The following is a 15,178-nucleotide window of genomic DNA, read 5'->3' on the forward strand; positions in this document are numbered from 1 at the left end:
TTAGCTCCTAAGGTAAATATAACTAGTTAAAACAACTAAACGGCGCTTTTTATCAGCCGTTCCACACTTGATGTCTCCAGTCGTACTATTTGCATTAAACTCTTGACGCCCTTGCCAAGATACAACGACCTCTAAATTAAATGCTTTACCACCTGTACCTGCAACTGCAGTAGCCGCAATACATACAGTTGCGTCATCTAAAGAGCCTGTGTTTTCCCTTGCTTTTATAGCTCTTTTCCATTGCTCAAGGTCTAGGGCTGCAACTTGCGCTGCGCTACAAGTGCTTGTAAAACACGTCTGTGAGGTTTTAGTTGAGGCTTCGCTATTAAATGTTTGGGTATATAGGCTAGCTATTTGCGGGGTATCGTTAGCACGGATACGCTGCACAATATCATTACCAAGTGCAACTGCAGCAGCACGCTGCATAGAATCAAAGCTTGCTTGCTTTGCTTTTGCTTGCAAAGCAACTGCGCCTAAAAGGCCAAAACTAAGAATAATAAATGCAATTAGCACTTCAATCAGAGTGAAGCCTCTTTGCACTTTTACGTGAGGTGATTGCATAATAAAACCAAATAAAAATTATCTGATTTTAAGTTTATGTTATTTATTTGAGGAATCAATGAGGACTAAGACAAGCGGTTATATTTGTTGATAAACGGTTAATTAAACCTGTTTATTCAATAACACCGTTGATAATTAAGACTCAAATGTATTTAAATCAAGGGGAGGTTAATTGCAAGGTAAGCCTAAAGCGAATTTTTTACTAATTTAAGCTCACGGCGGCTCACTGGCAATAACTCACTGCACCCTTGTAGCTCAATCATATGATTGCCATTCGCTTTTGAATGCAAAGCAATTACTTTTTGTTTACTAACCAATGTATTGCGATGAATTCGCAAAATATGTGTAGGATATTGTAACTCTAATTGTTTTAGACTTTGTTCAAGTAAAGCTTCTCCACCACAGAATATCATTTTGGTATACTTTTCTTCGGCACTAAAATACAAAACATCATTTATATCAACACTGCGTAGAGTACCAGCTAGCTGATAAGAGATTTTTGCATTTTGTTGTTTTTGAATATGTACTTTATTTAAGCGCCCAACTTGCTTAAGCACCTTTTGCAATGATTGCTCTGAAATAGGTTTAACTAAATAGCCTGCAGCGCTTAATTGTAAAGCATCGAAGGCATGCTCAGAGTGAGCAGTTATAAAAACAATAGCAGGAGGTAGAGTTAAACTATTGAGCTCATTAGCAACTTGCAAACCATTCATACCAGGCATATCAACATCTAAAAAAATCAAATCCGGCGTTTGCTTTTTAGCAAGTACCAGAGCTTCATTACCATTACTAGCCTCGCCTTGTACAACTATACTTTTATCATGTGCCAACAAACGAATTAAGCGCGATCTCGCAAGAGGTTCATCATCAACAATGAGTACGTTCATACACTACCCTCAATAAGCTTAGGGATCACGACCTTGACCCTAAACACATCATTTTTATTAGTAATTGTTAGCTGCGCTTTATTTTTATAATAAATATTTAATCGCTGGCGAATATTTTCAAGCGCCATGCCGTTATTAGGCCTAGTTTGAGCATTAGAAATTGTTATTGGGTTAGAAACAATCATGGTTATATAGCCGGTAGTAATATGTAGCTCTACTTTTATTTCTGCACCATGCTCACTTGTTTCAACACCGTGGCATACTGCATTTTCAATTAATGGCTGCAGGGTTAGACAAGGAATACTCAATGCAGGTAGTTCATTGGGTATTTGCCAATCAACTCTTAAGCGATTACCGAAACGCCATGTTTCAAGTGCTATATATTGCTTACTCAGCGTTATTTCATCGTCAAGAGATACATTTTTTCCTGAGTGCATTGCAGCCTGCGATAAGGCGGCTAATGCTAAAATAGCCTGCTCTGCCGCATCGGCATCATGATGGGTAAGCTCTGCAGCGGTGTTTAAACTATTATATAAAAAATGAGGACGTATTCTAGCTTGCAAGGCATCAAGCTCAGCTCGAGAAAGTGCTTTAGTTTGTTGCTCTTTTTCAAAATGAATTAATAAAAATTGGACGAATAAAGCCGCCAGCAAAGCCACTATAATGCAATTGCGAAGTGTGAAATAAATTAAGTTATCTGTATCATCTATATCAAAAGCAAAATGGGAAAATAAAATACTAAAAATGCATGTAGATAATAAAAAAAAGATAAAAAACAAACTTAATTGAAAAGTTTGGGTGCGCGTTTGTAAGAAAAATCTACAGAAGTATAAAGAAGAGGTACCGACTAAAACAATTAAATGCATAAACAAACTAATGATCCCAAGTCGAAGCCAAATATCGCCTTCTACATTGGGTGCAAAGGCTAAAACAATAGCAATAACTTGAGAAACAATAAGCGAAGCTAGTACGCCTCGCTCATTAAAAAGAGCCGAAAAAAGCAAACCATCATTTTTTAGTGACTTGCTCATAACGACTCTCCTATAATCTAAATTTTAAATTAACGTAGCTCTACAGGAACAGCAAATACGATATTCTCTTCTTCGCCTGGGTTTTCAACAACTTGCGTACCACCAAGATCTTTTAATCGGCTTATAACTTGTTGTACAAGTACTTCTGGCGCAGATGCACCCGCAGTTACACCCACTGATTTAGAACCTGAAACCCACTGCTCTTGCACATCAGTTGCGTCATCAATTAAATAAGCAACAGTGCCCATTTTATCTGCAAGTTCACGTAAACGATTAGAGTTAGAACTGTTTTTAGCGCCAACAACTAATAGCACATCAACTTTGTCAGCTAAGTCACGAACAGCATCCTGACGATTTTGCGTTGCATAGCAAATATCATCTTTACGAGGTCCGTCAATTGATGGAAACTTATTGCGTAGTGCGTCAATAACATCTGCTGTGTCATCAACTGAGAGTGTTGTTTGGCTGCAATAAAAAAGATTTTCAGCATTTTTTACATTAAGCGCAACAACATCATCAACGGTTTCAACAAGATAAATACCACCGTCTGAGTTATCATATTGTCCCATTGTTCCCTCTACTTCAGGGTGACCATGATGTCCAATTAAAATACACTCAATACCTTTGCGACTCGCACGTGTAACTTCCATATGCACTTTAGTTACAAGCGGACACGTTGCATCAAATACTTTTAAATCACGACGTTTAGCCTCGCTGCGAACCGCTTGCGATACGCCATGTGCGCTAAAAATAACAATACTGTCGTCAGGTACTTGATCAAGCTCTTCAACAAATACCGCACCACGGCTTTTTAGTCCATCAACCACATAGCGGTTATGTACTACTTCGTGGCGAACATAAATTGGCTTTTCAAAAATATCTAAAGCGCGCTCAACAATACTAATAGCACGGTCAACACCAGCGCAAAAGCCGCGAGGATTAGCTAGTAATATTTCCATTAACCTTCCACCTCAATAATATCAACTTCAAACGTTAAACGCTGGCCAGATAAAGGGTGATTAAAATCAATCGTTACCGACTCACCTTGCACTTCGCGGACTAAACCAGGAAGCTCAGTGCCATCAGGTTGAGTAAACGCAATAATTGCACCTACCTTAGCTGGTGTTTCTGGACCAAACTTACTACGGTCAACGTAGTAAATATTATCTGGGTTTGGCTGACCAAAAGCATCTTCAGGTTCTAATTCAAACGTTTTACTTTCGCCTGCAGTTAGCCCTAATAAACACTTTTCGAAGTTTGCCGTTAAGCTGCCATCACCCATTGTTAATTTAGCAGGTTTGTTGTGCACCTTGGTAGAATCAGCGGCAGAGCCATCTTCTAATTTAATAGAAAAATGGAAAATAACTTGCGAGTTTTCACCAATTACAGCTTGGCTCATGCTTTATGCTCCTTTGGACTCTCGCCGGTGAAGGCGTCAAATAACAATAATGCTGCGCCAATACAAATAGCGCAATCGGCAATATTAAATACAGGAAAATGTGAGTCTTTATAAAAAACGTGAATAAAGTCGATTACATAACCATACGCAATACGATCGTATAAATTACCAATAGCGCCAGCAAGTACCAATGCATAAGCACCGCATAGTACTTTATTTGTAGCAGGTAAGCGTTTTAGCCACCATACAAGCAAAGCACTAATAGCAACGGCAATTGCACTTAAAAACCAACGTTGCCAACCACCCGCTTCACTTAAAAAGCTATAAGCAGCACCATAGTTATGTACATAAGTAATACTAAAAACAGGGAGTAAGTTTATAGACTCTTGATAAGCCATAGTCCCTACAACAAGTGTTTTACTGGCAAAGTCTATTACTAAAAGTAATAGACTCAACCAAAGCCACACTAAACCACTTTTTTGGGCTAGTTTGCTCACTAAGAATAACTCCTAAGCGAATTGACGCTTTTCACCTTCGCCGTCAACATTACTTACACAACGACCACAAATTTCAGGATGAGCAGGCTCAACACCTACATCTTCGCTGTAATGCCAACAACGCTCACATTTAGCAGCATCTGTTGCAGCAACGCTAATGAACAAACCTTCAATTTCGGTAGCTTGTGTATCTGCAGGCTGGCTATCAACTTCAGAAACATTTACGGCCGATGTTAACAATACAAAACGCAGTTCATCACCAAGCGCGTTTAATTTAGCGGCAAGCTCTTTACCCGTAAATAAATTCACCGTTGCTTGAAGTGTTGCACCAATGACTTCTTCTTTACGTGCAGCTTCTAATAAGCGGTTTACTTCGTCACGTACAGTTAAAATCTCTAACCAATCATCGTTACTAAATTGGCTATTTGTTGGCGCTTGTAAGCCATCGTACCAAACTGATGTAAATACGTAGTCACTACGCTCACCCGGTAACGCTTCCCAAATTTCTTGTGCGGTAAAGCTCATAATAGGTGCCATCCAACGCGTCATTGCTTCTGCGATATGATAAAGCGCAGTTTGACAAGAACGACGTGCATGGCTATCACTCTTAGCTGTATATTGACGATCTTTAATAACATCTAAATAGAACGAGCCAAGCTCACCCGTACAGAAGTTCATTAGCTTTTGCGTTACTAATAGCATTTGGTAGCTGTCGTATGCGGCTAAAATCTCGTCTTGCAACTGAGCTGCGCGGCCAACAATCCACTTATCAAGCTCAACCATATCATCAACAGCTACTTGATCTGTTTCTGGGTTAAAACCATTTAGGTTAGCAAGCAAGTAACGGCTGGTGTTACGAATACGGCGGTAACGATCGGCTGAGCGTTTAAATATTTCATCCGACACAGTCATTTCTGCCGTGTAATCGGTAGAAGCCACCCACAAACGTAGAATGTCAGCACCTAGTTTATTCATCACATTTTGTGGTGAAATAACATTACCTAACGACTTAGACATTTTGCGGCCGTTTTCATCAACAGTAAAACCATGAGTCAATACTTGGCGGTATGGCGCATGACCATTAATAGCCACAGATGTCATCATTGATGACATAAACCAACCACGGTGCTGATCAGAACCTTCAAGGTATAAATCAGCTGGACCAACCAAGTCTTCACGTGCATCTACTACACAAGCGTGTGACACACCTGAGTCAAACCATACATCTAGCGTATCTTGCACTTTCATGTATTGCTTGGCGTCTTCTTCACCAAGTAAAGTAGCTGGTTCTAAATCGTACCATGCTTGTATACCAGACTTTTCAACAAGCTCTGCTGCTTGAGCAATTAGCTCTTGAGTATTTGGGTGAAGTGCACCGGTGTCTTTATCAACGAACAATGCAATAGGAACGCCCCAAGTACGCTGGCGAGAAATACACCAATCTGGGCGGCTTTCAACCATGTTAGAAATACGGCTTTCGCCCCACTCTGGTAACCACTGCGTGTTTTTAATCTCAGCAAGAGAATCTTGACGTAAGTTAGCCTGATCCATACTTACAAACCATTGTGGTGTAGCACGGAAAATGATTGGTGTTTTATGACGCCAGCAATGTGGGTAACTATGCGTAAGCGCATGGTGATGCATAAGCGCACCACGCTCTTTTAACACTTCAATTACGCTCGCATTCGCCTTAAATACATGCTGACCTGCAAAAAGTTCGGTATCTGGTAAATAAACACCATTTGCACCAACAGGGTTAGCCACTTCAAGGTTGTAATTTAAACCAGCCACGAAATCTTCTTGACCATGGCCTGGGGCGGTATGTACAACACCAGTACCTGAATCAGTAGTTACGTGTTCTGCAACAATCACTGGTACATTAAAATCATAAAAAGGATGGGCTACTTGCAAGTTTTCAAGCGCTGCACCTTTTACATACCCTAGTACGTGAAAGTGATTAAAACCAAAACGGTCCATAGCATCTTTAACAAGCTCAGAACCTAAAATTAGACGTTGTTGTACGCCTTCATCTTCAACCTGTACTAACGCATACTCTAAATCGGCATGCACAGCCACAGCGCGGTTTGCAGGAAGCGTCCACGGTGTTGTTGTCCAAATAACAGTACCAACACTGCCTTCACCTTTATGACCATCAGCCAAATCAAATGCACTAACAACAGCATCTTGATCAACAAATGTAAAACGCACATCTATTGCTGGAGACTGTTTATCTTGGTATTCAACTTCTGCTTCGGCTAATGCAGAGCCACAGTCTGTACACCAATGCACAGGCTTGGCGCCTTTATGCAAATGACCTTTTTCAATAATTCGACCAAGTACACGAATTGCATTTGCTTCAAAGTCAAAGTTCATTGTTAAATATGGCTTATCCCAATCTGCAAATACGCCTAAACGTTTAAAATCAACTTTTTGACCTTCAACTTGTTTTTTAGCGTATGCACGGCATTTTTCACGAAACTCACTCGCAGTAACTTTTACACCCGGCTTGCCTACTTTTTTCTCAACCATTAACTCGATTGGTAAACCATGACAATCCCAACCTGGAACTAATGGTGAATCAAAGTCAGATAATGTTTTAGACTTAACAATAATATCTTTTAATATTTTATTAACTGAGTGGCCTAAATGGATATCGCCATTTGCATACGGAGGGCCGTCATGCAAAATAAAGGTTTTTTTACCTTTCTTAGCGCTGCGAATTTGACCATAAAGGTCGTCCTCATACCATGCTTTAAGCATTTTTGGTTCACGTTGTGCCAAATTGCCACGCATTGGAAACGGTGTTTCCGGTAAGTTCAAAGTATGTTTATAGTCGCTCATTTATCCTACATTCCGTCTCTATCGGCTACCTGATTTAAACCAAAACACTGCTTAGCGGCAGCAACATCAGTTGCTATTTGCGCCGTTAATTGTGTTAATGTCTCGAATTTTTTCTCATCGCGAAGTTTTTCTATTAACTCCACATGCATAAATTGTCCGTAAATATCCTGTGCAAAATCAAAAAGGTGAACTTCTAATAATGCACGAGTTCCATTAAATGTCGGCTTATTGCCTACATTTGCAACTCCAAAAATCTGTTTTCCTGCAATCGTTGCTTGCACTGCAAACACTCCGTTGACAGGACACACTTGGCGTTTTAGGGCTATATTTGCCGTTCTAAAACCGAGTTCACGTCCTCTTTTCCAGCCATGTATAACACGCCCAGAAATAGCATAATCGTGACCAAGCATTATTTTAGCACTCGCTAAGTCACCGGATGCTAAAGCATCTCGTATTAAAGTGCTGCTTACTCTAGCATTTAATTGACGAAAGCTCGCGGTGCTTTTTACATCCATGCCCGCTTGCTTACCCATGCTAGCAAGTAAGTGAAAGTTACCTTGGCGTTGCTTTCCAAACTTAAAATCATCACCAACAGTAAGTGCTTTAACACCTAACTTTTTAATCAAAATCTCATTAACGAATTGCTCAGCATGCATGTTTGCAAATTGCTGATTAAAGCTAATGCAAATAACTCGCTCAATACCTAAATCACTCAATAAACGTAACTTATCTCGTAAGCGCGTTAACCGTGCAGGGGCATTGTTTTTAGCAAAAAACTCTTGTGGCTGGGGTTCAAACAGCATTACAGTGCTAGGCAAACTATGCGCTTTAGCATCGCTAAGTAAACCTTTTAGTACTTCTGCGTGGCCTAAATGAACGCCGTCAAAATTACCAATAGTTAACACACAACCAAAATGGTGTGGGCGAATATTGTGTATACCTCTAATTAACTCCATGCCACCTAATGCCTTGTTTAGCGAGCTATTAATTACGGCTAAAAAATGATTAAAGCCGCAGAGTTGCCGATTATAATCTTTTTTTTAGTTTGATTCAGTAATTGCTACACTTTTTATCGTATTTAGTCTAACGCCCATCACAAATAGCATTGCAAAGTAGCTAATACCTGCCAAAGCCACTAGCGCTACTAATAATATTACTTGCTGTGTAAAGGCCCATGTAGCCCAATAATAGTAACTGCTCACAAACCATGTGACAGCTCCCATAACAATACTTGCAACAACACATTTAAGTGTAAAACGCATACTCATTGATGAGAACTGGTATACATTTTCTTTTTTAAGCTGTCTGTATAATAAAAATGCATTGCAGCTAGCCGATAACGAAGTAGCAAGTGCCAACCCTAAATAACCAATGAAAGGAGCCAGCATAATGTTAAACACCATATTAAGTACTAAGGTAATAATACCAATACGCACCGGTGTTTTTGTATCTTGACGAGCATAAAAGCCAGGAGCGAGTACTTTTATTAGCATAAAGCTTACAAGTCCGACCGAATATGCGACTACGCCTAAGCTTACAGCTTTGACATGATCAATACTGTCTTCTTTAAATGCACCGTGGTCGAACAACACGGTAATAATAAGTGGGCTGATGATCATCAAACCTATCATTGCTGGCAGGCCTAAAAATATAACAAAACGAACTCCCCAATCGAGAGTATGCTGAAAGTCGCTACTTTTTTTACTGCTATGTAGTTTAGAAAGCGCCGGTAAAATAACTGTCGCAATACCAATACCAAATAACCCCAGCGGAAATTCAATTAAGCGGTCTGAATAGTAAAGCCATGCAATTGAGCCCGTCATCAGTAATGACGCAATCATGGTATCGAGCAACAGATTAATTTGACTAATAGAGACACCAAACAAAGCCGGTAGCATAAGTTTTCGTACTTTTTTTACGTTTTCGTCTTGCCATGCCCAGCGCGGACGCGCCAACATTTTAGCGCGATACAAGAACGGTAATTGAAATAGTAGCTGCACTACACCACCGACAAATACACCTATGGCAAGTGAATAAGCACCTACCGAAAATTTATCATGTAAAAAAATTGCACACGTAATAATAGAAACATTAAGCAAAACTGGTGTAAATGCAGCAACAGCAAAACGGTTATACACATTCATTACCGCACCACTAAGTGCAACTAAACTTACAAAAAATAAATAGGGGAATGTAAGTTTAAGTAGTGAACTTGCAAGTTCAAATTTTTCGGCATTAGGTCCGCCTTGCCACCAATCTATAAACCAACCGGTACCAAATAGTGCTGCAATAACAGGGGAAGCAACAACACCAATAATAGTGACAATTAGTAAAATGGTTCCTAATGTGCCTGCTGCTTGTGCAACAAAAAGTCTGACTTTGTCGTCGCCTTGCTGTTCTTTAATTTCACTTAGCACAGGTACGAATGCTTGTGCGAAGGCACCTTCTGCAAATAAACGGCGTAAAAAATTAGGAATACGGTTAGCAAATAAAAAAACATCAGCCGCTGCACTTGCGCCTAATAAATTGGCAACGACAGCATCTCGAACGAGCCCTAAAATACGCGATATCATAGTCATACAACTAACAATCATACCAGAGCGAAATAAACCTTTTGACACCTTAAACCTACTCAAAAATCCTCAAGATAGGCGATTATGCCACAGTCTTTTTTATAAATCGCTTTAAAGCACTAGGCTGGGGGTCTGTGCTTTGTTACAATGTCTATATTAACTGCTAAAGCGGCAAATTGATGCTCGTTATATGGTGCAGTTTTTCTTGGATTGTTAAATTTAAATTGACATCCATGATAGAAACAGGCATATTCCACGGCCTTTAATTTAAGCTTTATTTTAAGATTGTTAGGAGCAAACCTTGGCTAACATCAAGTCTGCAAAAAAACGCGCTATCACAAGCGAAAAAAACCGTCAGCACAACGCAAGCCGTCGTTCAATGATGCGCACTTACTTCAAAAAAGTAATTGTTGCTATTGAAGCGGGCGATAAAGAAGCTGCACAGCAAGCTTTTTCTGTTGCTACACCTATCCTAGACCGTTACGCAACTAAGGGTCTAATTCACAAAAACAAAGCAGCTCGTCATAAGAGCCGTATAGCAGCTAAGATTAAAGCTCTATAATTTGTTTTTGATAGAATATAAAAAACCGGCTTTTGCCGGTTTTTTTTTATCTAAGATTTAATCTCGTACTTTAATAACAGTCGACATAAATATTTAAACAGATTGGTGTCATACATTTTCCAAGTCTGGATAAAACTTCTTAAGCATTGCCGCTATTTTTTTAGGTGTAAACGGCTTCACTACAAATCCTTTAGCGCCTTTATCAATTGCATCCTTAACATTTTCAATACCTGAATGTGCAGATACCATTACTACATTTGTCTCAGGGCTTAATTCATTGATTTGTGCAATCAAATCTTTGCCATCGCCGTCCGGCAGTTCTATGTCTAAAAAAATGATATTATAATTTGCAGCCTGGCACTCACTAATACATTGTGAGGCAGTAGATGCTTCCTTTACGTTATCTATCCCTAAGTGCATGAGCGTTTGGCTCAAAAAACTACGCACTGTGCTAACGTCATCTACAATTAAAATTGATAGCTGCGTATTCATCTTTATTCCTCGTAGGCTATAAGCTAACTTTAAGTTATCATAATAATTAGCTTAGTATATAAATTTGCTCATTTAATTATAGAGACCTACGGAAAAAAGGCCAGATTTGCTTTATGTCTAAAACCCCAAATAAACAGTCGTTGCTAGGTAAAGCACCAACAAGAAAAAAAACAGCGCAAAAAAGAAAGCCGCAACGCCCTACTCAGCGCTCTATACCCGCAGAGGAAAAAACAAACATAAACAATGGCACTAGCCAAAAAACAAAGTCAAAAAAGGGGCTATTTATATCTCTGGCCATTGTTATTGTAATAATTTTAGCTTTTCCAAAACCAACCTTGCTCACCTATAAAAAATTAGGGATGGTAAGTGAGAGTGTTTACTGGCCTGGACTTTTAGGTTACGGAGCTACTTTAATTGATTCCAACTTGCACCCCAACTATGATTCTAGCCGTGAATCCCTTTATTTATGCAGTGATTTACAAAAACCACAGAGCTGTCAGAAGTATCAAGTAATTGCTGACAATGGTTTGTTTTCGGCAATTGGCAGTTACTTTTAGCATTAAAAAAACTAATCTGAAAATTTAAAATTACTTGGTTGAAAGGTGTGCAAAAGATCAACATAATGGCGCTCCTTTTTTCAACAACTGAACTATTGAAACGACCATGCTAAATGAGCTAGATTGGCTTTTAAATACTACACTACTTGCACTAGGTTTAGGTGCATTCTTTATTAACCAGATAACACTGCTGCGCGTTGCCGCCATTAGTGCATGTGGTTTATTATTCTTATCATTTAGCCTAGATCTTATGTCGTCGAGCGTTATTTCAAATATGAGTTTAGTGTTGATCAACACTTTTTACCTGTTTAAAGTTTATACATTTGGACAATTTAATGTAACCCAAAGTTAACAACTTTTCCTTAGAATATTTAATAGCCCAGCATTGCTGGGCTTTTTTATTGCGAATTTTTAAAATATTAGAAACACGATGGATCAGGACAATATTAAGCGCCACTAAAGCACCACTAAAGCACCACTGCAATAATGGTGCTGTGCATGTACTGTTGAGTGAAACGAGAAGAAAGACGAAAACTGAAAATACCTAATAAGCTAGGTTAACCTGCTATTGTTAATTCACTTTGGGTTTGTGTTTTAGATGGACTATCTTCAGCGTTAGCCTGATTAAACCAAGCTGAAACACCTAGCACGATAATTGAAATAACAACGAGGCTTAATTTAGCCCCACTTTGACTGGATTTCATAACACCCTCTTTATATTTTTATTAGTGAGAATATCTTTTACACTAATGAAAATTACAAATGTTAACAAGCTGTTTTTTAAACTAATTAGCTATCAGCTAATAACCTTTAGTTCTATCCACTGAATTATTGAGTGCTAAGCCCATATTCAAACGTTCAATATTATCGGCTATTTGGTCTATAACGCTATTTAAATCAGATAGCGCTGCACAATGTGGTGTAAGTGTTATTTTGGGGTTTCCCCAGTAAGGGTGATTCTGCGTTAAAGGTTCTTGGTCAAAAACATCCAAGGTAGCAGCGCGTAAGCTATCGTTATTTAATGCATTTAATAAATCTTGCTCAACCACATGAGCACCACGTGCTACATTAATAACAACAGCATGTGAAGGTAGCTTAGCGAGCATTGAGTGATTAATAATACCCTTCGTTGCCTGCGTAAGAGGTAATAAGCACACGAGATAATCAATCTTAAAAAGCATATCGCTAAGTCCTTCATCGCCATAATAAACCTCGACATTAGTCGTGTTTTTATTACTTTGCGCCCAGGCACTTACTTTAAAACCATTAGTTACAAGTTTTTGCGCACATGCTTTACCTAATTCGCCAAATCCAAGTATACCAACATGTTTATTACTAAAAGCTCGTTTTGGCTTCCATGTTTGCTGTGTTTGTTTAGTGTAATACTCTTTTAAGCGTAATTTTTGAGCTAAGACATGTGTAAGTACATATTCCGCCATATCTTCAGCTAATTGCATGTCCACAATACGTACTACTTCGACATGTTCAGGTAATAATGTTAGATTTACACTATCTACGCCTGCACCAAATGACGACACAGCTTTTAAGTTAGGCAGCTGCGGCCACAGAGACTCAGGAGCATTCCACGCAAGTACAAAATCCACATTATTTGCGTTTTTGCAATCAGGCCATTGCTCTATCAATGTATTTGGTAATCGCTCTTGTAACTTCGTTATTAGCTTTTCGTTATTGCGCCCCGTTATAGCCACCAATACCGACATAAATTCTCCTAGCAATTCACAGTTTATAATTTAGTACTTTAAAAAGTCACACTACTGCAAAGTAACTGTCACACCCTTTTTTTAATCTTACATGTATAGCGAATAGACCAAACGGAATATGAGGTTAATATGATAAGTGTTGATAAAGTAATTGCAGCAAACTTACCACAACTAGAGAACTCTCCAAAAGTAAAAGGTTTAGTAAAAAAGGGCTTAGGTTACTTATTGCATGAACAAGAGTTTATCACCTTTGGTAATACGTACCCTCACCTACAAGGATTAGAATTTGTTGAGCAAGTACTTGATGAACTCAATTTTGATACGCGCTATAAACCTAAGCAGATAGAACATATTCCTAACGAGGGTAAACTTGTTATTGTTGCTAACCACCCTATTGGTTCATTAGATGCTTTAGCACTTATCAAAGTACTCTCTACAGTAAGGCAGGATTTAAAAGTAGTCGCAAACCGCATGTTAATGTCGGTCAGCGCAATGCATTCTCTTTTACTCCCTGTTGATAACTTATCTGGTATGAGTAAAAAGCAAGAGCTTAGTAATATACAAAACCATTTAAAAGGTGGAGGTGCCTTACTTATATTTCCTGCAGGGGAAGTGTCGCGCCTAGGACCAACCGGTATTAAGGATTGCAAATGGAATAGCGGTTTTTTACGTATGGCAAAAAAAGCCAACTGCCCCATTTTACCTATTTTTATTAAAGCCAAAAATAGTCCGCTTTTTTATGGTACATCAATGATTTATAAACCTTTGGCAAGTTTACTATTAGTGGCCGAAATGTTTAAGCAGCGCCAAAAATCTTTAGAGTTTGAAATTGGTGCTTCTATCCCTCCTGAGTCCTACTTGATAGAAAACCTTAAAGATAAAGAAATTGTAAACCTCATACGTAAGCAGCTTTATAGGCTTACAACTAAAAAAACACTGCCGCTAAAAACACAAACACCTATTGCTGTGCCCGAGTGTAGAAAAGAACTAAAAAGAGCAATTGAGCAATGTCAGCTTCTGGGTAAAACACACGATGGCATGCACATTCATTTATATCAATATGTAGGTAGTTCACCTATTTTTAGAGAGTTGGGACGCCTCAGAGAAATTGCATTTAGAGCAGTAGGTGAAGGAAGCGGTAAGCGTCGTGATATAGATAAATACGATATGGATTACCAACACCTTGTACTGTGGGACCCTATGCAACTAGAGCTAGTAGGTGCTTATCGATTAGCCTGCGCACAACAGATAATACAAAAACATGGACGTGAAGGTTTATATACCGATAGTTTATTTTCTTACACCGACGCTATGACGCCCTATCTGCACCAAGGTATTGAGCTTGGTAGAAGTTTTGTACAACCTAAGTATTGGGGACGTAAGAGTCTCGACTATTTATGGTACGGTATTGGTGCTTTTATAAAAAACTACCCACAGTATAGATATTTATTTGGGGCTGTAAGCGTGTCCAACGCTCTACCTGAGCAAGCCAAAGCCATGCTCGTTTATTACTATCAACATTATTATAAAAGCAGTATAGAACTAGCTACGCCTAATAATGAGCTTAAATTAACTGAGCAACAGCTAACTCAATGCAATATTCTTTTTAATGGAAACGATGTTAAAGAAGATTTTGTAGAGTTAAAACATGTGTTAGCTAATATGGGCGCTCAAGTCCCTACTTTATTTAAACAATATACTGAGCTTTGCAACCCTGGCGGTGTACAATTTTTAAGCTTTAGCATTGATCCCGATTTTAATAATTGTATTGATGGATTGGTATTAGTCGATCTTAAAAGTGTGAAAGAAAACAAAGCTAAACGTTATTTAGAATAACTATTGATAAGTAAAGTCAGTGCACCGAGTATTTTATGCATTATAAAATACTCGGTTTATATTTCATTATACAAACCTACTCAATCGCATTTAAGTCTTCCAATACTTTTTTAAGTGTCGGCTGTTTTAATTATTTTTTGAACCCTGCTAAAAACATATTTTCTTGTTTATTAAGGCCCTTGGTTAAACACGAGATTATGGCAAGGCAGTGCCTGCCTTAA

At 38.7% G+C, this 15,178-nt stretch carries 16 protein-coding genes; 4 read left to right on the forward strand and 12 right to left on the reverse strand.

Translation table 11 applies throughout. From position 1 onward, the window contains the following. The 9 genes from pilV to murJ all read right to left on the reverse strand — a co-directional run bounded on the left by pilV (nucleotide 1) and on the right by murJ (nucleotide 9,795). Nucleotides 1–561 (reverse strand): type IV pilus modification protein PilV, encoded by a 561-nt coding sequence (gene pilV, locus H5092_RS10785; protein WP_024596572.1) that lies wholly within the window; start codon nucleotides 559–561, stop codon nucleotides 1–3. Nucleotides 562–746: 185 nt separating this feature from the next. Then, nucleotides 747–1,448 (reverse strand): LytTR family DNA-binding domain-containing protein, encoded by a 702-nt coding sequence (locus H5092_RS10790; protein ID WP_182733478.1) that lies wholly within the window; start codon nucleotides 1,446–1,448, stop codon nucleotides 747–749. Then, nucleotides 1,445–2,479, reverse strand: a complete 1,035-nt coding sequence (locus H5092_RS10795) for a sensor histidine kinase (RefSeq protein WP_182733479.1) — start codon at nucleotides 2,477–2,479, stop codon at nucleotides 1,445–1,447. The genes H5092_RS10790 and H5092_RS10795 overlap by 4 nt, the downstream gene beginning before the upstream one ends. A gap of 29 nt (nucleotides 2,480–2,508) precedes the next feature. Next, the gene (ispH, locus tag H5092_RS10800) at nucleotides 2,509–3,438 is read right to left on the reverse strand and encodes a 4-hydroxy-3-methylbut-2-enyl diphosphate reductase (RefSeq protein WP_002958232.1); all 930 of its coding nucleotides are present in this window, start codon (nucleotides 3,436–3,438) and stop codon (nucleotides 2,509–2,511) included. After that, nucleotides 3,438–3,878, reverse strand: coding sequence for an FKBP-type peptidyl-prolyl cis-trans isomerase (gene fkpB, locus H5092_RS10805; RefSeq protein ID WP_002958231.1), 441 nt, complete (start codon nucleotides 3,876–3,878; stop codon nucleotides 3,438–3,440). The genes ispH and fkpB overlap by 1 nt, the downstream gene beginning before the upstream one ends. Continuing rightward, nucleotides 3,875–4,375: a signal peptidase II gene (lspA, locus tag H5092_RS10810; protein WP_002958230.1), complete on the reverse strand. Its 501-nt coding sequence runs from the start codon at nucleotides 4,373–4,375 to the stop codon at nucleotides 3,875–3,877. Before lspA ends, fkpB begins: the two co-directional genes overlap by 4 nt. Before the next feature lie 12 nt (nucleotides 4,376–4,387). Beyond that, nucleotides 4,388–7,216, reverse strand: a complete 2,829-nt coding sequence (gene ileS / locus H5092_RS10815) for an isoleucine--tRNA ligase (protein WP_182733480.1) — start codon at nucleotides 7,214–7,216, stop codon at nucleotides 4,388–4,390. Nucleotides 7,217–7,221: 5 nt separating this feature from the next. Next, complete coding sequence (gene ribF / locus H5092_RS10820) at nucleotides 7,222–8,172, reverse strand: bifunctional riboflavin kinase/FAD synthetase (protein WP_024596625.1); 951 nt, start codon at nucleotides 8,170–8,172, stop codon at nucleotides 7,222–7,224. Between the two features lie 84 nt (nucleotides 8,173–8,256). Next, nucleotides 8,257–9,795, reverse strand: coding sequence for a murein biosynthesis integral membrane protein MurJ (murJ, locus tag H5092_RS10825; protein WP_370660919.1), 1,539 nt, complete (start codon nucleotides 9,793–9,795; stop codon nucleotides 8,257–8,259). Between the two features lie 295 nt (nucleotides 9,796–10,090). On the opposite strand from murJ, the gene rpsT reads away from it, so the two are divergent. Then, nucleotides 10,091–10,351 (forward strand): 30S ribosomal protein S20, encoded by a 261-nt coding sequence (gene rpsT, locus H5092_RS10830; RefSeq protein ID WP_002958225.1) that lies wholly within the window; start codon nucleotides 10,091–10,093, stop codon nucleotides 10,349–10,351. A 108-nt stretch (nucleotides 10,352–10,459) separates the two neighbouring features. On the opposite strand, the gene H5092_RS10835 is transcribed toward rpsT, so the two are convergent. Continuing rightward, complete coding sequence (locus tag H5092_RS10835) at nucleotides 10,460–10,843, reverse strand: response regulator (RefSeq protein ID WP_002958224.1); 384 nt, start codon at nucleotides 10,841–10,843, stop codon at nucleotides 10,460–10,462. A gap of 113 nt (nucleotides 10,844–10,956) precedes the next feature. On the opposite strand from H5092_RS10835, the gene H5092_RS10840 reads away from it, so the two are divergent. Both H5092_RS10840 and H5092_RS10845 read left to right on the forward strand, forming a co-directional pair. Beyond that, nucleotides 10,957–11,400, forward strand: coding sequence for a hypothetical protein (locus tag H5092_RS10840; protein ID WP_024603734.1), 444 nt, complete (start codon nucleotides 10,957–10,959; stop codon nucleotides 11,398–11,400). 106 nt (nucleotides 11,401–11,506) lie between these two features. Beyond that, complete coding sequence (locus H5092_RS10845) at nucleotides 11,507–11,752, forward strand: hypothetical protein (protein ID WP_002958222.1); 246 nt, start codon at nucleotides 11,507–11,509, stop codon at nucleotides 11,750–11,752. Between the two features lie 205 nt (nucleotides 11,753–11,957). Here the strand turns inward: H5092_RS10845 and H5092_RS10850 are convergent, their stop codons facing one another. Both H5092_RS10850 and H5092_RS10855 read right to left on the reverse strand, forming a co-directional pair. Then, nucleotides 11,958–12,104 carry a hypothetical protein gene (locus H5092_RS10850; protein WP_182733481.1) on the reverse strand — a complete coding sequence of 49 codons (147 nt, stop codon included), beginning with the start codon at nucleotides 12,102–12,104 and terminating at the stop codon, nucleotides 11,958–11,960. A 96-nt stretch (nucleotides 12,105–12,200) separates the two neighbouring features. Next, nucleotides 12,201–13,121: a glyoxylate/hydroxypyruvate reductase A gene (locus tag H5092_RS10855; protein ID WP_182733482.1), complete on the reverse strand. Its 921-nt coding sequence runs from the start codon at nucleotides 13,119–13,121 to the stop codon at nucleotides 12,201–12,203. Between the two features lie 129 nt (nucleotides 13,122–13,250). On the opposite strand from H5092_RS10855, the gene H5092_RS10860 reads away from it, so the two are divergent. Further along, on the forward strand, nucleotides 13,251–14,957 hold the full coding sequence (locus H5092_RS10860; protein WP_024596629.1) for a lysophospholipid acyltransferase family protein: 1,707 nt from the start codon (nucleotides 13,251–13,253) through the stop codon (nucleotides 14,955–14,957). The last annotated feature ends 221 nt before the right edge of the window (nucleotides 14,958–15,178 follow it).

The organism is Pseudoalteromonas sp. SR41-7, from assembly GCF_014163935.1.
Classification (GTDB): domain Bacteria; phylum Pseudomonadota; class Gammaproteobacteria; order Enterobacterales; family Alteromonadaceae; genus Pseudoalteromonas; species Pseudoalteromonas distincta.

Coding starts and splice junctions, on each gene's coding strand:
- H5092_RS10845 (WP_002958222.1), top strand. CDS start 11,507: ATGCTAAATGAGCTAGATTGGCTTTTAAATACTACACTACTTGCACTA.
- H5092_RS10860 (WP_024596629.1), top strand. CDS start 13,251: ATGATAAGTGTTGATAAAGTAATTGCAGCAAACTTACCACAACTAGAG.
- H5092_RS10835 (WP_002958224.1), bottom strand. CDS start 10,843: ATGAATACGCAGCTATCAATTTTAATTGTAGATGACGTTAGCACAGTG.
- pilV (WP_024596572.1), bottom strand. CDS start 561: ATGCAATCACCTCACGTAAAAGTGCAAAGAGGCTTCACTCTGATTGAA.
- H5092_RS10790 (WP_182733478.1), bottom strand. CDS start 1,448: ATGAACGTACTCATTGTTGATGATGAACCTCTTGCGAGATCGCGCTTA.
- ispH (WP_002958232.1), bottom strand. CDS start 3,438: ATGGAAATATTACTAGCTAATCCTCGCGGCTTTTGCGCTGGTGTTGAC.
- H5092_RS10850 (WP_182733481.1), bottom strand. CDS start 12,104: ATGAAATCCAGTCAAAGTGGGGCTAAATTAAGCCTCGTTGTTATTTCA.
- ileS (WP_182733480.1), bottom strand. CDS start 7,216: ATGAGCGACTATAAACATACTTTGAACTTACCGGAAACACCGTTTCCA.
- H5092_RS10855 (WP_182733482.1), bottom strand. CDS start 13,121: ATGTCGGTATTGGTGGCTATAACGGGGCGCAATAACGAAAAGCTAATA.
- H5092_RS10840 (WP_024603734.1), top strand. CDS start 10,957: ATGTCTAAAACCCCAAATAAACAGTCGTTGCTAGGTAAAGCACCAACA.
- H5092_RS10795 (WP_182733479.1), bottom strand. CDS start 2,479: ATGAGCAAGTCACTAAAAAATGATGGTTTGCTTTTTTCGGCTCTTTTT.
- murJ (WP_370660919.1), bottom strand. CDS start 9,795: ATGACTATGATATCGCGTATTTTAGGGCTCGTTCGAGATGCTGTCGTT.
- ribF (WP_024596625.1), bottom strand. CDS start 8,172: ATGGAGTTAATTAGAGGTATACACAATATTCGCCCACACCATTTTGGT.
- fkpB (WP_002958231.1), bottom strand. CDS start 3,878: ATGAGCCAAGCTGTAATTGGTGAAAACTCGCAAGTTATTTTCCATTTT.